Annotated in this window: 12 protein-coding genes and 1 pseudogene; 6 read left to right on the top strand and 7 right to left on the bottom strand. The window is 54.9% G+C overall.

Features of this window, described 5'->3' with window-relative positions; genetic code table 11:
- Window positions 1-58: 58 nt before the first annotated feature.
- The gene (locus tag AB1S56_RS04890; RefSeq protein ID WP_340873332.1) at window positions 59-685 is read right to left on the bottom strand and encodes a hypothetical protein; all 627 of its coding nucleotides are present in this window, start codon (window positions 683-685) and stop codon (window positions 59-61) included.
- 164 nt (window positions 686-849) lie between these two features.
- Between AB1S56_RS04890 and AB1S56_RS04885 the strand changes: the two genes are divergently transcribed.
- From AB1S56_RS04885 to AB1S56_RS04875, 3 genes are all read left to right on the top strand, one after another.
- Window positions 850-2,943 carry a histidine kinase gene (locus tag AB1S56_RS04885; RefSeq protein ID WP_340873333.1) on the top strand — a complete coding sequence of 698 codons (2,094 nt, stop codon included), beginning with the start codon at window positions 850-852 and terminating at the stop codon, window positions 2,941-2,943.
- Window positions 2,944-2,958: 15 nt separating this feature from the next.
- Window positions 2,959-3,648: a response regulator transcription factor gene (locus tag AB1S56_RS04880; RefSeq protein ID WP_340873334.1), complete on the top strand. Its 690-nt coding sequence runs from the start codon at window positions 2,959-2,961 to the stop codon at window positions 3,646-3,648.
- Window positions 3,649-4,089: 441 nt separating this feature from the next.
- Complete coding sequence (locus AB1S56_RS04875) at window positions 4,090-4,584, top strand: spore coat protein (protein ID WP_340873335.1); 495 nt, start codon at window positions 4,090-4,092, stop codon at window positions 4,582-4,584.
- 138 nt (window positions 4,585-4,722) lie between these two features.
- Here AB1S56_RS04875 and AB1S56_RS04870 read toward each other — a convergent pair whose 3' ends face one another.
- Window positions 4,723-5,841: an RNA-guided endonuclease InsQ/TnpB family protein gene (locus tag AB1S56_RS04870; RefSeq protein ID WP_367903432.1), complete on the bottom strand. Its 1,119-nt coding sequence runs from the start codon at window positions 5,839-5,841 to the stop codon at window positions 4,723-4,725.
- A gap of 230 nt (window positions 5,842-6,071) precedes the next feature.
- Between AB1S56_RS04870 and AB1S56_RS04865 the strand changes: the two are divergent.
- Window positions 6,072-6,350 (top strand): annotated as a pseudogene (locus AB1S56_RS04865) (DUF3231 family protein); the annotation flags it as partial.
- Between the two features lie 110 nt (window positions 6,351-6,460).
- Here the strand turns inward: AB1S56_RS04865 and AB1S56_RS04860 are convergent.
- On the bottom strand, window positions 6,461-6,697 hold the full coding sequence (locus AB1S56_RS04860) for a small acid-soluble spore protein H (RefSeq protein WP_340873579.1): 237 nt from the start codon (window positions 6,695-6,697) through the stop codon (window positions 6,461-6,463).
- Between the two features lie 195 nt (window positions 6,698-6,892).
- Between AB1S56_RS04860 and AB1S56_RS04855 the strand changes: the two genes are divergently transcribed.
- Window positions 6,893-8,506 carry a hypothetical protein gene (locus tag AB1S56_RS04855; protein ID WP_340873577.1) on the top strand — a complete coding sequence of 538 codons (1,614 nt, stop codon included), beginning with the start codon at window positions 6,893-6,895 and terminating at the stop codon, window positions 8,504-8,506.
- A gap of 12 nt (window positions 8,507-8,518) precedes the next feature.
- Window positions 8,519-9,007, top strand: a complete 489-nt coding sequence (locus AB1S56_RS04850) for a hypothetical protein (RefSeq protein WP_340873575.1) — start codon at window positions 8,519-8,521, stop codon at window positions 9,005-9,007.
- Between the two features lie 151 nt (window positions 9,008-9,158).
- On the opposite strand, the gene AB1S56_RS04845 is transcribed toward AB1S56_RS04850, so the two are convergent.
- The 4 genes from AB1S56_RS04845 to AB1S56_RS04830 all read right to left on the bottom strand — a co-directional run bounded on the left by AB1S56_RS04845 (window position 9,159) and on the right by AB1S56_RS04830 (window position 14,875).
- Window positions 9,159-9,455, bottom strand: a complete 297-nt coding sequence (locus AB1S56_RS04845; protein WP_340873574.1) for an RNA polymerase alpha subunit C-terminal domain-containing protein — start codon at window positions 9,453-9,455, stop codon at window positions 9,159-9,161.
- A gap of 57 nt (window positions 9,456-9,512) precedes the next feature.
- Window positions 9,513-11,969 (bottom strand): alpha-amylase family glycosyl hydrolase, encoded by a 2,457-nt coding sequence (locus tag AB1S56_RS04840; protein ID WP_340873572.1) that lies wholly within the window; start codon window positions 11,967-11,969, stop codon window positions 9,513-9,515.
- Window positions 11,970-12,202: 233 nt separating this feature from the next.
- Window positions 12,203-13,597 carry a DUF2252 family protein gene (locus AB1S56_RS04835; protein ID WP_340873570.1) on the bottom strand — a complete coding sequence of 465 codons (1,395 nt, stop codon included), beginning with the start codon at window positions 13,595-13,597 and terminating at the stop codon, window positions 12,203-12,205.
- A 45-nt stretch (window positions 13,598-13,642) separates the two neighbouring features.
- On the bottom strand, window positions 13,643-14,875 hold the full coding sequence (locus tag AB1S56_RS04830; RefSeq protein ID WP_340873568.1) for an MFS transporter: 1,233 nt from the start codon (window positions 14,873-14,875) through the stop codon (window positions 13,643-13,645).
- Between the last annotated feature and the right edge of the window lie 185 nt (window positions 14,876-15,060).

Raw genomic sequence — 15,060 nt, 5'->3', positions numbered from 1 at the left:
CTGAGGAGGATGAACTTTTTTCACCTGTGTGAAAAACGAGCATCCTCCCCGGTTAATTCTATGAATGAATGGCTTGGCTAGCTTTGCTAGCAGCTTGCTCTTCCTGTACGGAACGCGGCGTCATTCTGCCGGTCACAATGCAGAAGCCCAGGCCGACATAAGCAAGACCCCAGAAAGCCGCTACGTAGACGTTGTCTTCCAGAGGCAGGAATATGCTCAGGATGTTGGCGACGAACAGAATGGGAACCCATCGCGGGAACACTTTGGCGCGGAAGGTCACGATAGCGAAGAGCAGCGTTCCGAGCAACAAGCCAACCATGCTTCCGAGTTGGGTCAGGCCTACCAGGGGTCCCTCCGGCATCGGTCCTGCAGAGCCGGTTACGAATACCATGAATACAAGCGCAGTCGTCAGCACATTGCTAATCGACATGCCCAGCACGCTAATAAATCCAAGCATGCCAATCTCCTTCGGCTGCGCGAGGTAGCCGGCGATCGTGCCGACTGCCATGAGGATGCACGCTATATAACCGAATGTTAATTCTTGCGGACTGTCCGTCCCCCAGACTAACGCCGTCGGCGTCATCCCCATTCTTGCAATGCCGGCCAGCAAACAGATGATGCCCAGCCCTTTCAATCCTTTGTACACGTTCATTACATTCACCTCTTCGATTGATGTGATTACCATGACTTCATCCTACTATCTTGGGAATAGCAAACGGCAGGGCATGAACTTCCCCTTTTCTCAGGAAATATGGCTTCCCGAATTCGGGAAGACCGGGAAGCTCCGTTAGAATTTCGTATCCAATTGTGGCTATCGTCGCTATAATTATAGTCATGGGAAAAATTAGAATGGTTCAGATTCTGATCGGATTGTTTTTTGTGGTCACGGCGTCCATCTATGCAGGCTGTGTTCCGGTCTATTATGACAAGCTGGTGACGACTTGTATTGAGAATGGCTGCGGCGTATCGGTTCCACCACTAATCCTGGAGCCGGGCAGCTTAACCGTAACGGAAGTCGCTCTACTCCATGTCGTAATTGATGTCTTCATTACAACGGTGTTCTATTCCGCTGCCCTGATTCTGCTGTGGAAAAGCTCCCGCGAGCCGATGGGGCTGCTCGCCGCGCTTGCGATGATCGCTTTCGGAACCTCCTTCCCTTCGCTTGCAGCGGTTGGGGCGGATGGCTCGCTATTCTCGAAATATTGGTTTTACGGAGTAGCGGCGATCGGCTGGATCGCGATTTCTCTCTTCTGTCTGCTATTCCCGAACGGCCGGTTCGTCCCCGCATGGACGAAGTATCCCATGGCATTCATCGCTCTTGTCGATATTGCCAATATTTTTTTGGAAGGGAGTATATGGCGGAAGCTTAACGTTCCTTTAATCCTTCAACTGGTATGGTACTCCATAACCACATTGCTGCTCATCTATGCTCAGGTGCATCGCTTCAGACGCGTCTCTTCACCCGAGCAGCGACAGCAAACCAAGTGGGTCGTCTACGGTGTCGCCGTCTGCTTCATGGGCTTCTCCGTTATCAGCATGCTGTTCGATCCCGACTTTTACAAGGGCAATGCCGTCTATTATCTCTATCTGAATGTAGCCTTGCACCTCTGTTTATCGGCGCTGCCCGTTACACTCACCCTTGCCGTGCTCAGACGCAGATTATGGGACATTAATCCGCTTGTGAACCGGACGATTGTGTATGGTGCGTTATCCGTATGTATTGTGCTGCTGTACACCGGCGTGGTGGTTTACCTGGGCAACTTGTTCGTGACATGGAGCAGCTATGCCGTATCACTGGCAGCAACAGCGCTTGTTGCGGTTCTGTTCGCGCCGCTGAGGGAATGGCTGCAGAAGCTGGTGAACCGACTGATGAAGGGGCGTCACGATGATCCCTACGCCGTGCTTCTGGAGCTGGGCAGTCAGATGATGCGTCCGCTTGCTCCTGATGCCATGCTAAATGCGATTGCGCGTCAGGTCCAGACTGCGCTTCGTCTGCCCTATGCCGGCATTGCCAGAGATATTGAGGGGCAGGAGACGATGCTTGCCGCGGCGGGCGAACGCCGGGACGAGCTGGAGCTGCACGCTTTTCCAATTATGTACCAAGGACAGTCGATCGGAACGCTGTATGCCGCCAGCCGCTCAACAGGAGAAGCGTTCTCGGCGGAGGATCATAAGTTTCTCGAGGTGCTTCTTCAGCAATCGGCACCGTTTGTCAACAATGCAGATATGCTCCAGGGAATGAGGCGGCTTGCGGAGGATCTGCAGGAATCGCGGGAGAAGCTTGTGCTTGCTCGAGAGGAAGAGCGGCGGCGTATCCGCAACAACCTGCATGACGATCTGGCGCCGCGCCTTGCTGCGCTGGCGATTAACGTGGCTGTCGCGCGCAAATTCGTCGACAAGGAGCCTGCCGCGGCGGTCGCCAAGATGGATGAGCTCGGACACGTCATTCGCGCCACCGTGCAGGACATTCGTTCACTGGTGAACGACCTTCGTCCGCCTGCGCTTGATGAGCTGGGATTAATCGGCGCCATTCGCGCTCGCATGGATGAAATGACGAAGCCGTCTCAGCTTGTCGAGGATGGCACAGCAAGGCGGCTGAGCATGCAGATTGACGCGCCGCAGGAGCTGCCGGCGCTTCGCGCCGCTGTGGAGGTGGCGGTCTATCGGATCGTCACGGAGTCATTGGTTAATGTCGTGAAGCATGCCGACGCCACAGAATGCCATGTCTTGCTGGCTGTTACAGACAACAAGCGGCTGCTTGTAGAGGTGGTCGACAATGGGGTCGGCGTAGAAGCCGTCCGACGTCCCGCATGGGCTGGCATGACCGGCGGCATTGGCCTTATCTCCATGCGAGAGCGGGCTGCGGAGATAGGCGGGGAATGTGCCATTGAACGGCTGGAAGCCGGGGGCACCCGAGTGCGAGCGGTGTTCCCGTTGCAGTAAAGGAGGTTCATACGAATGAAGATCATCATTGCCGAGGATCATCCTATGTTTCGCAGCGGCGTTCGCGGCTTGCTTGCGACAACGGATGATCTGGAGGTTGTTGGAGAAGCGTCCGATGGCGAGGAAGCGGTGAGGCTGGCCGGCGAGCTGCTGCCGGATCTGATCCTGATGGATATACGAATGCCGGTCATGAATGGCATTGAAGCGACCGAACGGATTAAGCTGCTCCATCCATCCGTAGAAGTGCTGATCCTGACCATGAATCAGGATGATCAGTCCGTGTTTACCGCTATGCGAGTAGGCGCGAAGGGCTATGTGCTGAAGGATGCCGACGAGGAGGAGCTGCTGCAAGCGATCCGGATGGTGGGAACAGGCCGCGCTGTGTTCGGCACAGGTATCGCGGAGCGGATGATGCATTTTTTTGCCTCGCATGCGCCTCAGCCACCCGCAACAGCAGCGCCGGAGCATCAGCAGCCGATTGGCGGCTTCGAGCTGCTGCGAGACCCGGCCTTCGCCGAGCTGACCCGCCGCGAAGCCGAGATACTGGCCCGTATCGCAAGCGGCGATACTAACGCTCAGATTGCCGACCGCCTTCACATCAGCGCGAAGACGGTCGCCAACAATGTATCGAATATTCTCAGCAAGCTGCAAGTTATGACTCGTCACGAAGCCAGGAAGCTGGTGGAGCAGTCGCGCAGCAAGTAGTGTTGTTACCGCGGGCGCTACGATTCCTCGCGCGGCTATTCGTGTGGCTATCGCGCGGCTGGGCGCCGCTTCTGCTCCAACAGCGACACCTCGTGTCGCTGTTGCACATATTAGCTGCTCCAACGCTGCAATAACGACACCTCGTGTGGCTGTCGCTCTCCTGCACGCCGCTTCTGCTCCAACAGCGACACCACGTGTCGCTGTTGCACATACTAGCTGCTCCAACTCTGCAATAACGACACCTCGTGTGGCTGTCGCTCTCCAAGTCGCTCCATTTACTAATCTAAATTAGTTTCCTTCCCTATCCCCGAATAGCGAGCTTTACAAAACCTTCAGCCTAGGACTGTATATTTCCGATTCGACTTAGGCACTTTAAATGCGGTGCCATTCAATCAACAACAATCAACACAGCCCATCAGCTATTCGAGGAGGAGTCTAATTTTGACAGCTCATTTAGGCGCACACGAAACAATGGAGATTCACGAGGTATTGTCTGCAGCGATTACGGGGATTAACACGATGCAGCTGTATCGTCCATTCGCTAAAGATCCAAGACTGGCTCAAATCATGGACAAGCAAATGCAGTTCGCTATCAACGGCTATAACCAGCTGGTACAGACCGTTCAGCAGCTGAATGGTCAAGCAATGCAGCAAGGCACGCCGTACAGTGCGCCTCGCAACTTCTCGCCCGTTTATGGCCTCGACAATCCCTCAATGGCAAGCCCGAATATGTCCGCGCGTCAGATCGACGATCACGACGTGGCTTGTGCGATGCTTGGCATGCACAAAGCATCGGCATCGATGAAGATCATCGCGGCGCTGGAATGCGCGAATCCGCAGCTTCGTTCCTTGATGCAGCAAAGCGCAGTGAACTGCTCAGAGCAAGCCTACGAGATCTGGCAGTACGTCAATGACCCCCACTTAACTAACGTTTGAAGTGGGGGCTTATAACAACCCGATCGTACGAACGTCTTGCGACTCCGATCTTTTGGCGTTCCGAAGAACGTGGTGTTACATCCTCTAGTAAGCCTTTGCCTACCGATGGGCAGACTGACAGCTGCCCTGCAAGCCTAGTCATGCTAAGCCTGCACCTTCAAGAAGGTACTCTCTTCCCTTCAGACAGAGATTCATGGCGCCGATCCGGTCATCATTGCTTGTATATCTGCATGCCTGGCAACGAAAGCGATGCCTGTGTTTATCCCGGTTTTCTTTCACCGTGTGGCGGCATAGGGGACATGCCTGCGAGGTGTGCTTCGGATCCACGGGTATCGCCATCGATCCTGCAAGCTTCGCCTTATACGTCACCATCTGACGCAGCTGATAGAAAGCCCACGATACCGTCACATACCGATACTTCAGCTTTGCCTTTTCCGCCCTGCGGCGGATCCCTGTCAGATCCTCCAGCACAAACAGCGTATTCGCCCCATAACGGGTAACGAGTGCCTTACTGACCTGATGGTTCACATCGGTCATCCAACGGTTTTCTCGTTCTCCGATTTGCTTCAGCCTGCGGCGGGACGAAGCCGTTTGTTTGCGTTGCAGCTCGGAACGCAATCGTTGGTAGTTTGCTCGTTTGTGTTTCAGTCCCCTTCCCCGAAAAAACAGCGTTCTCCCCTCGGTGTCATACACCGTAGCTACAAAGTTGATGCCCAGATCAATCCCTGCAACGTGTTCAATCTCCTTAAGCTCAGGAGAGGCCATTTCCTTAGACACTGGAATATGCAAAAACCACTTCTGTTTTTTGCATACCAGCTTGGCTGTACCGAATGTCCATGTGCCGTCGAAATAAGTCTCCATTCCTTTGGCTTCGAAGGGAATCTTAATGCGGCCTTGCAGCGTATTGACGGAGAATAGCTTTGCGCTTAGCGAGTAATCCCGTCTCCAGACGAGATCGTATTCCGGCTTCTTAAATTGTACGCGTGTCCAAGCATGTCCGCTGCTCAAGATGCTCTTGTATTTAGCCCGTACCGTTTTCAATACCGACTGAGCCATTTGAGAGCGCAGGCCCATCGTGCTGCGCAGGGTTCGATACGTCATTCGGTGCAGGGCAGACTGCCGGCGCTCGCTCGTCTCAAACACAAGGGCAGAGACAAAATTACAGCCTTGACGATAAGCAATCATCGTTTGTTGCAGGGCCATCATTTGACTTTCTGACGGTTTGATTTTGATTTTCGCCGTCACGGTAACGATCATACGTTCGCCTCCTCGCTATGCTAATTTTAGCATAGTAGGGAGAACAAGAACACACCAAATATCATTCCGGCTAATGCCGGACGCCCATTCCTCCCCCGCTTATAGAAGACGGGAGTATCCTGGGCGATATTGATGAATATGAACCAAGGCTCCCAGCAAAGCCTGTTTCAGCCGCAAGCTCACATGACAAATACCCATTCAGGCATGACCCAATAAAATGAACGGATGCTCCAGCTAGACCAGAGGCCAAGCTGGAGGACATTCCGGTTGGCGCGAGGTTCACGGATATGGAGATCGCCGCGATGCTCGGCGCCGACTGCTCCGCCGGACTCGTCGCGTGCAGTATGATCATGGGCAAGTCCACCCGGGAGGACGTCGCGGCGTTGTTCGCCAAATATCATGTCACCAAAGCAGCTTACGGCATGAAAATCCTCCAAGTCAGCAAGGAGAAGGGTTGGCTGATCCCGCCTCCTCTTCAAATCAAGCGCACTGAGCTGGTGAATGTATAACGTACGGTAACATGCGGTAACATACGAGCAGCCCTTAGCCTTATGGACATTGGCTAAGGGCTGTTTCATGTTATCACGCGGATTACTCCTCCTGATACGGCCGATGCTTGCTATTGATCGCTATCTGCCCTGCACGCCATCTGCTCGACCTCCATCGCCACCTGCAGATCAGGCTCTGACAAACTGCGGACGGCAACCTCCAGCTCCTCATCCGGGCGGTCGATGGGGTATATTCTCGCGACCTCCCTCTGCTCATCCACATGCTGAATATAGATGCGGACTCCATTATATTGTACGTTTGCCATGATAGGCGATGCCGCGATTTCCTGTGCTCGTTGAATGTTCATCTCATAGCCTCCTCTATTCATAACTCTTACATTTTGTGCAAAATAATCCTCTCATATGCAGTCCTCGCAACAATGGAATTCGCTTCCGGTTGTGTCGAATCATGTAGAAGTAACCAAAACACTTAGTGCCACAGCGGCAGGAGTATGGTACGATATTCCTGTCAAAATATGAACGAAAAGCAGAAGGTGATGCCGTTGTCCGAATCAGCCAATCGCTTGCAGCAAGCCAAAGCTTCGCCTACTAGCGCAGCCGCTCCAGCGTCTCGCGCAGCAGCTGCCCCCGAATTCTCAGCGGGACAAGCCTTAACGCAGGTCCAGCAAGGCCCGGTAACACCTGGAAGCGTCATGCAATTACAGCGCGCGGCCGGCAATCAAGCGGTATTGCAGCTCATGCGGGCGCGCAGCGGCGCATTCATTGCACCCAGGCCGCCTGCCCTGCCGGCTGCCGGTCCCTCAAGCCATATGCTCAAGCCTGCGGAAGCCGGGGAAGCCGAGCCTGCCCCGGCCCTCGTCGAGACGCCGCAAATTGCTGCGAACCTTGCTGGGGAAGCCGGTTACGCCGAGGTGTACGGATGGCTCAAGGAGCAGGCGAATGCCTCCAAGAAATCCGCCCTATTCGGCTTCTTCGACGCATTGATCCCTGAGCAGAAGATGAGCGCCATCCGCTCCATGGCAGGTGGCTCCGGCAGCATTACAATCGACGCGGTGAAAAAGATCATGCTGACCGGCATCATCTTCAAATCGGTGGACTGGGACAAGTTCTCCATCATTTGCCGGCAAGCCAAGCTGATCGACACAACCGATCATAATGCGGATAAGCAACGCGATTATGCCAGCTATGCAGCAATCGGCTCGTCCGGCGCCGCAGGCGGCGTATCCGGCTCGGCGTCGTTCAGCAAAACGCTGGGAGCCAGCGGGGCTTCCGGCACGGCGCTGGTCGCCACGCCCATTGCAAGCGGTCTGAGCGGCGTCGCGTCCGTGTCGCAGATCTATAACGCGACGCAGAACTATGACAGCGCGATGAGCGCAGCCGGGAAAGCGCAGATCATCGCCGGCGAAGGAGCCAGCGGCGCTGGCGACCTGGCTCGATTCACCGCCGGCACCGTCAACAGCGCCAGGGAAGCATCCGGCATGGCGCTGAACAGCGCCGCTACTGTGGCAGCCGGGGCAGGCGCTATCGTGGGCGGAGCGGCTTATATGATTGGAGGCGCGGCAGGCTATATAGAGAGCGGTCGCAATGCGAAGAAGCTAGGCCAGGTCGAGCAGGAGCTTGCCGCGAAGGAAGGCGGCGAGCTGACCGACAAGCAGCTTCTCGCCGCTAATCTTGGCCGATCGACGCAGGAGATGAACAAATCCAAGAGCGGCATGACCGCCGTCAAAGGCGCGATGATGATCGCAGGCGGCGCCATGCTCATCGCTGCAGCCGCCTCACCGGCGGGGCCGATTCTAATCGGGATGGCCGCGGCATTGGGCGGGGTCGCGGCTATCGCGAAATTTTATAAGCAATATAAACGGAAAGAAGCGTTCATCGACAAGGCCCTCAAGCTTGAGGAAGCGGCCGCGCTTCCCGAGAACAAGGACATCGAGAGGAGCAAGCTCCGCCAGTCTCTGCTGGAGCAGCACGGCTTCAACGACGTGGATCAATGCTATGCCCAGCTTATCACCGATCTGGCCGCAATGCTCTTCGACAGCGGCGTAGTCGGCGATGACCAGGAGAGCCTCCATATTATCGAGGGAATGGGTCTCCATGTCGACAAGGAGAAGAAGACGCCGGGCAAAGAGCTTATCGCCAAAAAACTTCATACGTAGAGGAGCATTGACATGACGGAATCCCCATCATTCGCCTACTCCGTGTTGAACCGATTATACGAATACTACGACAGTCACGGGATTGCCGCCAAGCTGGCCGAGCCTGATGATGAAGCGCCTTACGCATCGCTGCTCATTCGATTCGAAGAGATCGGCAGCCGCAATGATGCGGCGCTTCTCGAGATCAGCTTCATTCCCGGCCTGGAGGAAGCAGAGAAGGAAGGCGTCTACCTGCTTCAGACGTTCGCGGTGCTTCGGGACCAGACGGCTCCAGACAGCTACGGCGTCCTGCTGGATGAATGCGCAAGACTGAATCTGACCCTCCCCATCGGCGCTTTCGGCGTGACGGAGAGCGGCGGAACGTTATATTTTAAGCATAATGCCATGTTCAGAAGCGATTGGCTGGAGGGCGAGAGCGGCTTGCAGCAGCTTGACCGGATGAACGGCCTGGTGCTTCATCAGCTCCACCAGTTCATGGATCAGCTGGCAGACAAGGCATGACCAAGCGTAAACGGCTGACGGCGTCCTTCGGCGGAGCAGCATACGTTTCGCGTTGAAATATAAGCCCAGTATAGAGAAAACTTATACACTCTTATAATTCAAAAAACCAGAGCAGAGGCTGCATAGCAGACCCTGCTCTGGTTTTTGTCAATCAACATGTCTTGAATGTCAGCCCTTGCTCCGCCAAGGCGGTCCTTAGCTTCGGTATAGACGACGGACCCATTCCATGAAGCTTCAACAGCTCCCCTTCGGAATACTGGGACAGCTGTTGAATGGACGTAATGCCCTCGTTCTCCAACGCCCTTCTGGCTGGCGCGGGCATTCTGGACAGAAAGCCATCCCCTGGCCGATTCTCCTGCTCGCAGGTCGGACAGGTTGGACAGTCGCTGCTTTTGTAATAGGTATGCCCTCTAGGACAGGTTCTGAGTGTTGCGCGCGAAGACGCCATGGTACCACCTCCGACAAGGGGCTCAACAGGCTCAGCAGAGCATCCCTCATGATTCTGCTAGTTATTCAACCGTATCACAACAACGGTCAGAGGCTCAAGCACGATCTCTCCCTGCGTCAGGGAGAATCCCTTCTGCTCCCGCAGCGGCTCCGCCCCAGCGGATTCTCCGTGCACCAGAATATCGCCTTCAGTCAGATCCTCATGCAGCGACAGCGCGCGCGGCCAACGATCAGCGTTGACGAATACATAGTGGGTTCCCGTCCCGTCCGTCGCCTGGCAACGGTAGGCGATCACAAGATCGAACTCCCCCATCTCCGGTGCTTGGATCAAGGTAACATGGCGATGAACAGCCTCCATATCGGCGAGCCGGAAGGCGTTGGTCGACTTCCTCAGCCTGATCAGCCCCGCCGTATATGCTCGCGTCCGCTCGCATTCCGGGTACATACTCCCACCTGCTGCCTTGGCCCAGTGAAACATGTTCACCGCATCCGAGGAGTCGTAGGAGTTGTGTACGAAGTAGCCGATGCGCTCGCCGTGATGGTTATAGAACGGATGGGCATGCTTAGGCTCTCCATCGCCCCTCCATTGCTTCGTTCTGCCATATTCTTGTCCAGCATGCAGGAATACCGTGCCTTGAGACGTAAGCAGCAGCGCTTGACCGACCCGAATCCGCTTATGAATTTCGCGTTCATGCTCTGGCACCGAGGGATCCATTCTCATCGTCAAAGCGATCACGTCATGCAGGGTCAGATTGTCATGCGCCTCCAAATACTGCACCATATCTCCGGGAGAGTCCGCCGGCGTATTGTAAGGCTGCGCCTTGAGGTTGCGGAACAAGGTGTCCACATGACGAGCGCCGCCCGTCAGGAAACGCGCTTCCCCTTCAAAGCCAAATCCGGATTTCAGCTCATTGCGGAATTCGTCGGAGAACACGCCCACATCATCCGTCTTATTCATCCAATCCTGGTCGGCTCCCATTCCCTCCAGCTCCGGCTCAGCCAGATGGCCCGAGAACGTGCGCCACCCTTCGCCAATAAAGAGCGGATTGGGATGTACAGCCGCCGCCGCGTCATAAGCGCGCTGCACCGACTCGTACGTCGCGTCGCCCATCATGTCGAAGCGCATGCCATCTATTTTGTACTCCTGGAACCAATACCGGACGGAATCCACCATCAGCTTCTCCGCCATCTTGTGATTCGTCGCCAGATTGCTGCCGAAGCCGCCGAGCAAGTCCCCCGCCTCAGTCCGATAGAAATAATAGCCAGGAACGATATCCTCAAGCAGCCAGGCCTTCGCCATATGCGTATACACCACGTCCAGAATGACGCCCATCCCTGCTTGATGAATCGCGGCGATCAGCTCCTTAAGCTCCTTCACCCTCAGCTCGGGGTCGCGCGCATCCTCGGAATAAGCTCCATCCGGCGTAAAATAATGATGAGGATCATATCCCCAGTTATATTGGTTATTCTCCGTAGAATGATGCAGCTCCCGCTCCTTCATAGCGGCTTCATCGCCGTAATACCATGCCATGACGGGCAGCAGCTGCACATGAGTCACGCCCAGCGACCGGATATAGTCGAGCTTGTCGATCATCGCCCGGAACGTGCCCCATCTCGCTCGCAGGTCTCCTTCAATCGAAGGATCAGACGTAAAGTCGCGGACATGCGCCTCATAGATTACGGCATCTTCCCTGCGCTCATATCCCTCAATGCGGGCAGGGCCAAACTCCCCTTCCGGGTCTGTTGCCCGCAAATCAATAATCGCCGCTTTGCCGACAGCATCGCGATCCGTCCCCAGCGGAAGCCCCTCTGGGCTTACCCGGAATTCCGCCATCGACTTGGCATAAGGATCCAGCGCGGAGCGCGTAATCTCGCCGTGTGTAACCTCGTACTGGTAGTAGCAGCCTCGCACATCATCGACATGCAGCGCTTCCGGCGTTGCCGTCACAGACCATACACCCTTGTCGCCTCTCGTCATCTCTAAGGAGGCGAGCTGTCGTTCAGCATTCCTCTTATCATAGAACCGAATCGCCACAGCGTCCGCCTTCGGAGCCCATAGCTTGATGACCGCCTGGCGGTCCGCGTACACCGCGCCCAGGTCATCGCCGTCATAATAATAGCTCGCATCCAACTCTGCCCATGCCGCGTTTGAGATATTGGAGACCGCTTTGTCTTCATACCATTCCGCGACTCTTTTGGATGCCGCATCGTCATGAAACATAAACGTTACCTCCTTGGGGGCGTCAAGCTTGAACACAATATTGCCGCCTCCCGGCTCCCCGCCTGCGCCATAATTTTCGTACCAGCTGCCGTTCAGAGCCACCTTGTATTCGTAGCTGCCGGGATTAAGGGATACTTCCAGCATATGCAGTCCATTCCCTATATGGTTCATCCGGCATTCCACCGCGTCTGGAGACCAATTGCCGGCGGAGCCCAATTGCTTCTGGAAGTTGCCCGTGATGTAGGCCGTCCTCATGCCTCGTTCCATCGGGCTCGATAACGTTTGTGTTTGCATGGCGCATCCATCCTTTGCCTATAAAGTGAAGTCTATCAATCGCTGCTAGACTTCTATTCATAAGTATGGTCCGGCTCCCTGGCGTTTTATAACTGATGCCGTTAATCGTTGCCAGCCTTAACTATTATTTCGGCATATATACGCCCTTGCTTAAGCTCAGAGGAGAAAAAAAGCAGCCAACACGCCGGAGGCGCATTCGCTGCTCTTCGATTCCTCATGCTTATAATGGGCGGTTATAGCTTCGAGCGGCTTAGTATGCGCCTCTTCCGGGCTGCCGCCCTGCGCCGCCGCACCTCCCATCCCGCGCTCCATTCCTTGAATATCTCATAATCCTCCATAACCTGCCCGGAATAAAATAAAGCCCGATTCGCGACATATTCGCAGAACGCATCTGTATCCTTGCCTATCGCCCGAACGATCTCGTCCTCGCTGTGATAGGTCAAGATGCCATTCTCCACATCCGCGTCCGCTCGTGCATGCAGCTTGGCCGTAATCTGGCCCATGCACTGGGCCGTCTTCTCCCAATCCCTGGGCTCCAGCAGCTTGGACGCCTTCAGCTTCTTCTTGTATGGCGATCTCTCTCTCGTATAGAAATGCCTGCCGCCCAGCGTCATGTAACCAAGGAACGGATCGGCTTCATGATGCATCGCTTGCTGAGTGGTGATGACCCGCTTGCCTTGATGAGCGAATTGCTCCCAGAACGTCTCGCTGAATGGCATAAAATAAACGGGCACCGGCGCGCGCACTTCCTTGATTTCGATCACAATATCATCAAGTCCCAGGTGATCGTCCCCGCCCTCCATCAGCACGTAATATCTGTCCAGTCCGATGGATGCCGTGCCGGACCCGTGCTTGACCGCAATGTCCTTGATGCGGCAATACGCGGGTGTCAGCTCTAGCCGAGCCGCCAGCGCTTCTATGTAGGCGCTCCAGCCGGCTTCGATCAGCGCCCGCTCCTCATCCGTCGGCGGTTGGATTTCCTCGCTCCAGCGGAACGTGCGCTCTCCCTCCTTCAGCACCGTCAGCTTCTCCATCCATTCGCTGAACGCCACACTCTCCGTCTTCCTCAGCAGCTTCCGGATCGGTCCCTTAGTGGATAGCTCATCGTATACAAGAGCCGCAGGGTCCTCCTTGCGTTCAGCGTAAGCGCTTATTTGCTCTACATAGGCGGACAGATACGCGATTACCGTATCCAGCTGCTCCTCCTCCGCCCATCCGTTTTCGGACATAACCAGACACAGACTGACCGACATTCGAAGCACATCGTATAGATACGAGCCCATACAGCCCTCATCGAAGTCGTTCACGTCAAATACGATTCGCCCCTTCTCGCTCCGGAACGCCCCGAAGTTCTCGAAGTGCAGGTCGCCTTGAATCCAGGTCGGCCTCTCCGGATCGGTATGGTACGGCAGCCATTCATGGCCGAAATCGTAGTAGAACAAATAGGCGCTCCCACGAAAAAAGAGATAGGCGCTGCCTCTCATTTTTTCATATTTCAGCATTCTTCTTTCGTCAGTCAGCCCCATAATTCGGCCGTCGAATTCATCCAGCACCCGCGCCAGCGTTAATTCTCGCAGCTTGCGCTTCGTATGCTTCACCTGTTCCGTAATATCCGCTTCCAGCAGCATGCTCCCGCCTCGCCTTCGTTCGTCACATCATATTTCCATATTTAGTTATTCTCCTGCGGTTGCCGGCATTCCTGCCTCAAGCAGCCGTTTGTTCCGGACAAACAGGAGGGAGAGCGCAATAACGAACAAGCCCGTTCCGACAAGCAGCCATTCAATCCTTAACACATCCGCAAGCGGACCAAAGATCATCATGCCGATTGGCATCATGGAGGTTGAAATCATGCTGAATACGCCGAATACGCGCCCCATATAGTTGCCATCTATCTTCTCCTGCAACAGGACCGTTGTTGGCGTATTGAAGATAGGCATTGCTACTCCGAACACAGCCATTACGATCAAATAAATCCAGAAGATCGGCACGATGCCAAGCACGAACGTGCAAAGACCCATGATCAGGCTCGCCAATCCCATCGTATAGATACGATTGCGGAAGCCGCCCCAGGAAGCGATCACGGCGCCGCCTACCATCATGCCGATGGAAAAAGCGATTTCGATCGCGGTGAGCCGCCAATAACCATCACCGCCAAAGCTGCGCGCTACCTGGAGCGGCGTGAGGAACGCGGCTGGTGCCATAAGAACAAAGAAAATACCGAAGAACATAAACAACGTCTTGAGGAAGCGATGCTCTCTAATATATCTGATCCCTAGCTTAAAGTCCTCCAAATAGCCCGTCGTTTGCTCCTCATTCGCTTTCTGGTGCAGCGGAATCTTGAGGAACAACGCAAGCGTCGCTATTGCCACTAATGCTGTCGCCACGTCGATAAAAAATATCGCTTCAATAGACGCCAGCGATAATAGAGACGCGCTGGCAATCGGCGCTACAAACATCATAAGAGCCTGAAGCGTGCCGTTAATGCCGTTCACCTTCGTCAGCTTGTCCTCCGGCACAATCTGCGGCAATATGGCGGCTACGGCAGGCATCTGAATGCCGGCTCCCAGCGCGCGGACGGCCGCAATGACGAATAGGAGCCAAGCTGCGTTATAGCCCATCAGGAAGGTGATGGCAAGAGCGAGGGTGACGACTGCAATCATAGCATCCGCTATCATAATCAACCATTTGCGATTGAAGCGGTCCGCCCACACGCCGGCGAACGGCGATAACAGGAAGGTTGGAATAAATCCGCATATGATGAACAGCGTCATCATAAGACCAGATTGGGTGGTTAGCGTGACGTACCACATAATCGCATATTGTACGAGAGCTGAGCCAAACAACGAAATCGTCTGACTGCTTAGGAAGAGAATAATATCTCTTCTCCAATTTTTTTTATCTTCCATTGCGGTAATCACTTGCTCCTCTCCGGGAATCCTGCTCCCCTTCATTCTATCCGATTACATGTTATATTTTCCAGCTGCAGACCACACATGCGTGCCCCAATCCCGACATACCCCCTGCAAAGCGCGCAAAGAAGCCTCGATTTTGTGAAATCGAGGCTATTTCCTTAACTGGCGTTCCCTATTCA

This window comes from Paenibacillus sp. PL2-23 (genome assembly GCF_040834005.1).
GTDB lineage: Bacteria > Bacillota > Bacilli > Paenibacillales > Paenibacillaceae > Pristimantibacillus.
The sequence above is the reverse complement of the archived record's forward strand: the minus strand, read 5'-3'. Positions and strand labels throughout refer to the sequence as shown.

Bases quoted from the DNA above. Each gene is read 5' to 3' on its own strand.
- AB1S56_RS04890 (WP_340873332.1), bottom strand. From the start codon at position 685: ATGGTAATCACATCAATCGAAGAGGTGAATGTAATGAACGTGTACAAA.
- AB1S56_RS04885 (WP_340873333.1), top strand. From the start codon at position 850: ATGGTTCAGATTCTGATCGGATTGTTTTTTGTGGTCACGGCGTCCATC.
- AB1S56_RS04880 (WP_340873334.1), top strand. From the start codon at position 2,959: ATGAAGATCATCATTGCCGAGGATCATCCTATGTTTCGCAGCGGCGTT.
- AB1S56_RS04870 (WP_367903432.1), bottom strand. From the start codon at position 5,841: ATGATCGTTACCGTGACGGCGAAAATCAAAATCAAACCGTCAGAAAGT.
- AB1S56_RS04860 (WP_340873579.1), bottom strand. From the start codon at position 6,697: ATGAACATTCAACGAGCACAGGAAATCGCGGCATCGCCTATCATGGCA.
- AB1S56_RS04850 (WP_340873575.1), top strand. From the start codon at position 8,519: ATGACGGAATCCCCATCATTCGCCTACTCCGTGTTGAACCGATTATAC.
- AB1S56_RS04845 (WP_340873574.1), bottom strand. From the start codon at position 9,455: ATGGCGTCTTCGCGCGCAACACTCAGAACCTGTCCTAGAGGGCATACC.
- AB1S56_RS04840 (WP_340873572.1), bottom strand. From the start codon at position 11,969: ATGCAAACACAAACGTTATCGAGCCCGATGGAACGAGGCATGAGGACG.
- AB1S56_RS04835 (WP_340873570.1), bottom strand. From the start codon at position 13,597: ATGCTGCTGGAAGCGGATATTACGGAACAGGTGAAGCATACGAAGCGC.
- AB1S56_RS04830 (WP_340873568.1), bottom strand. From the start codon at position 14,875: ATGGAAGATAAAAAAAATTGGAGAAGAGATATTATTCTCTTCCTAAGC.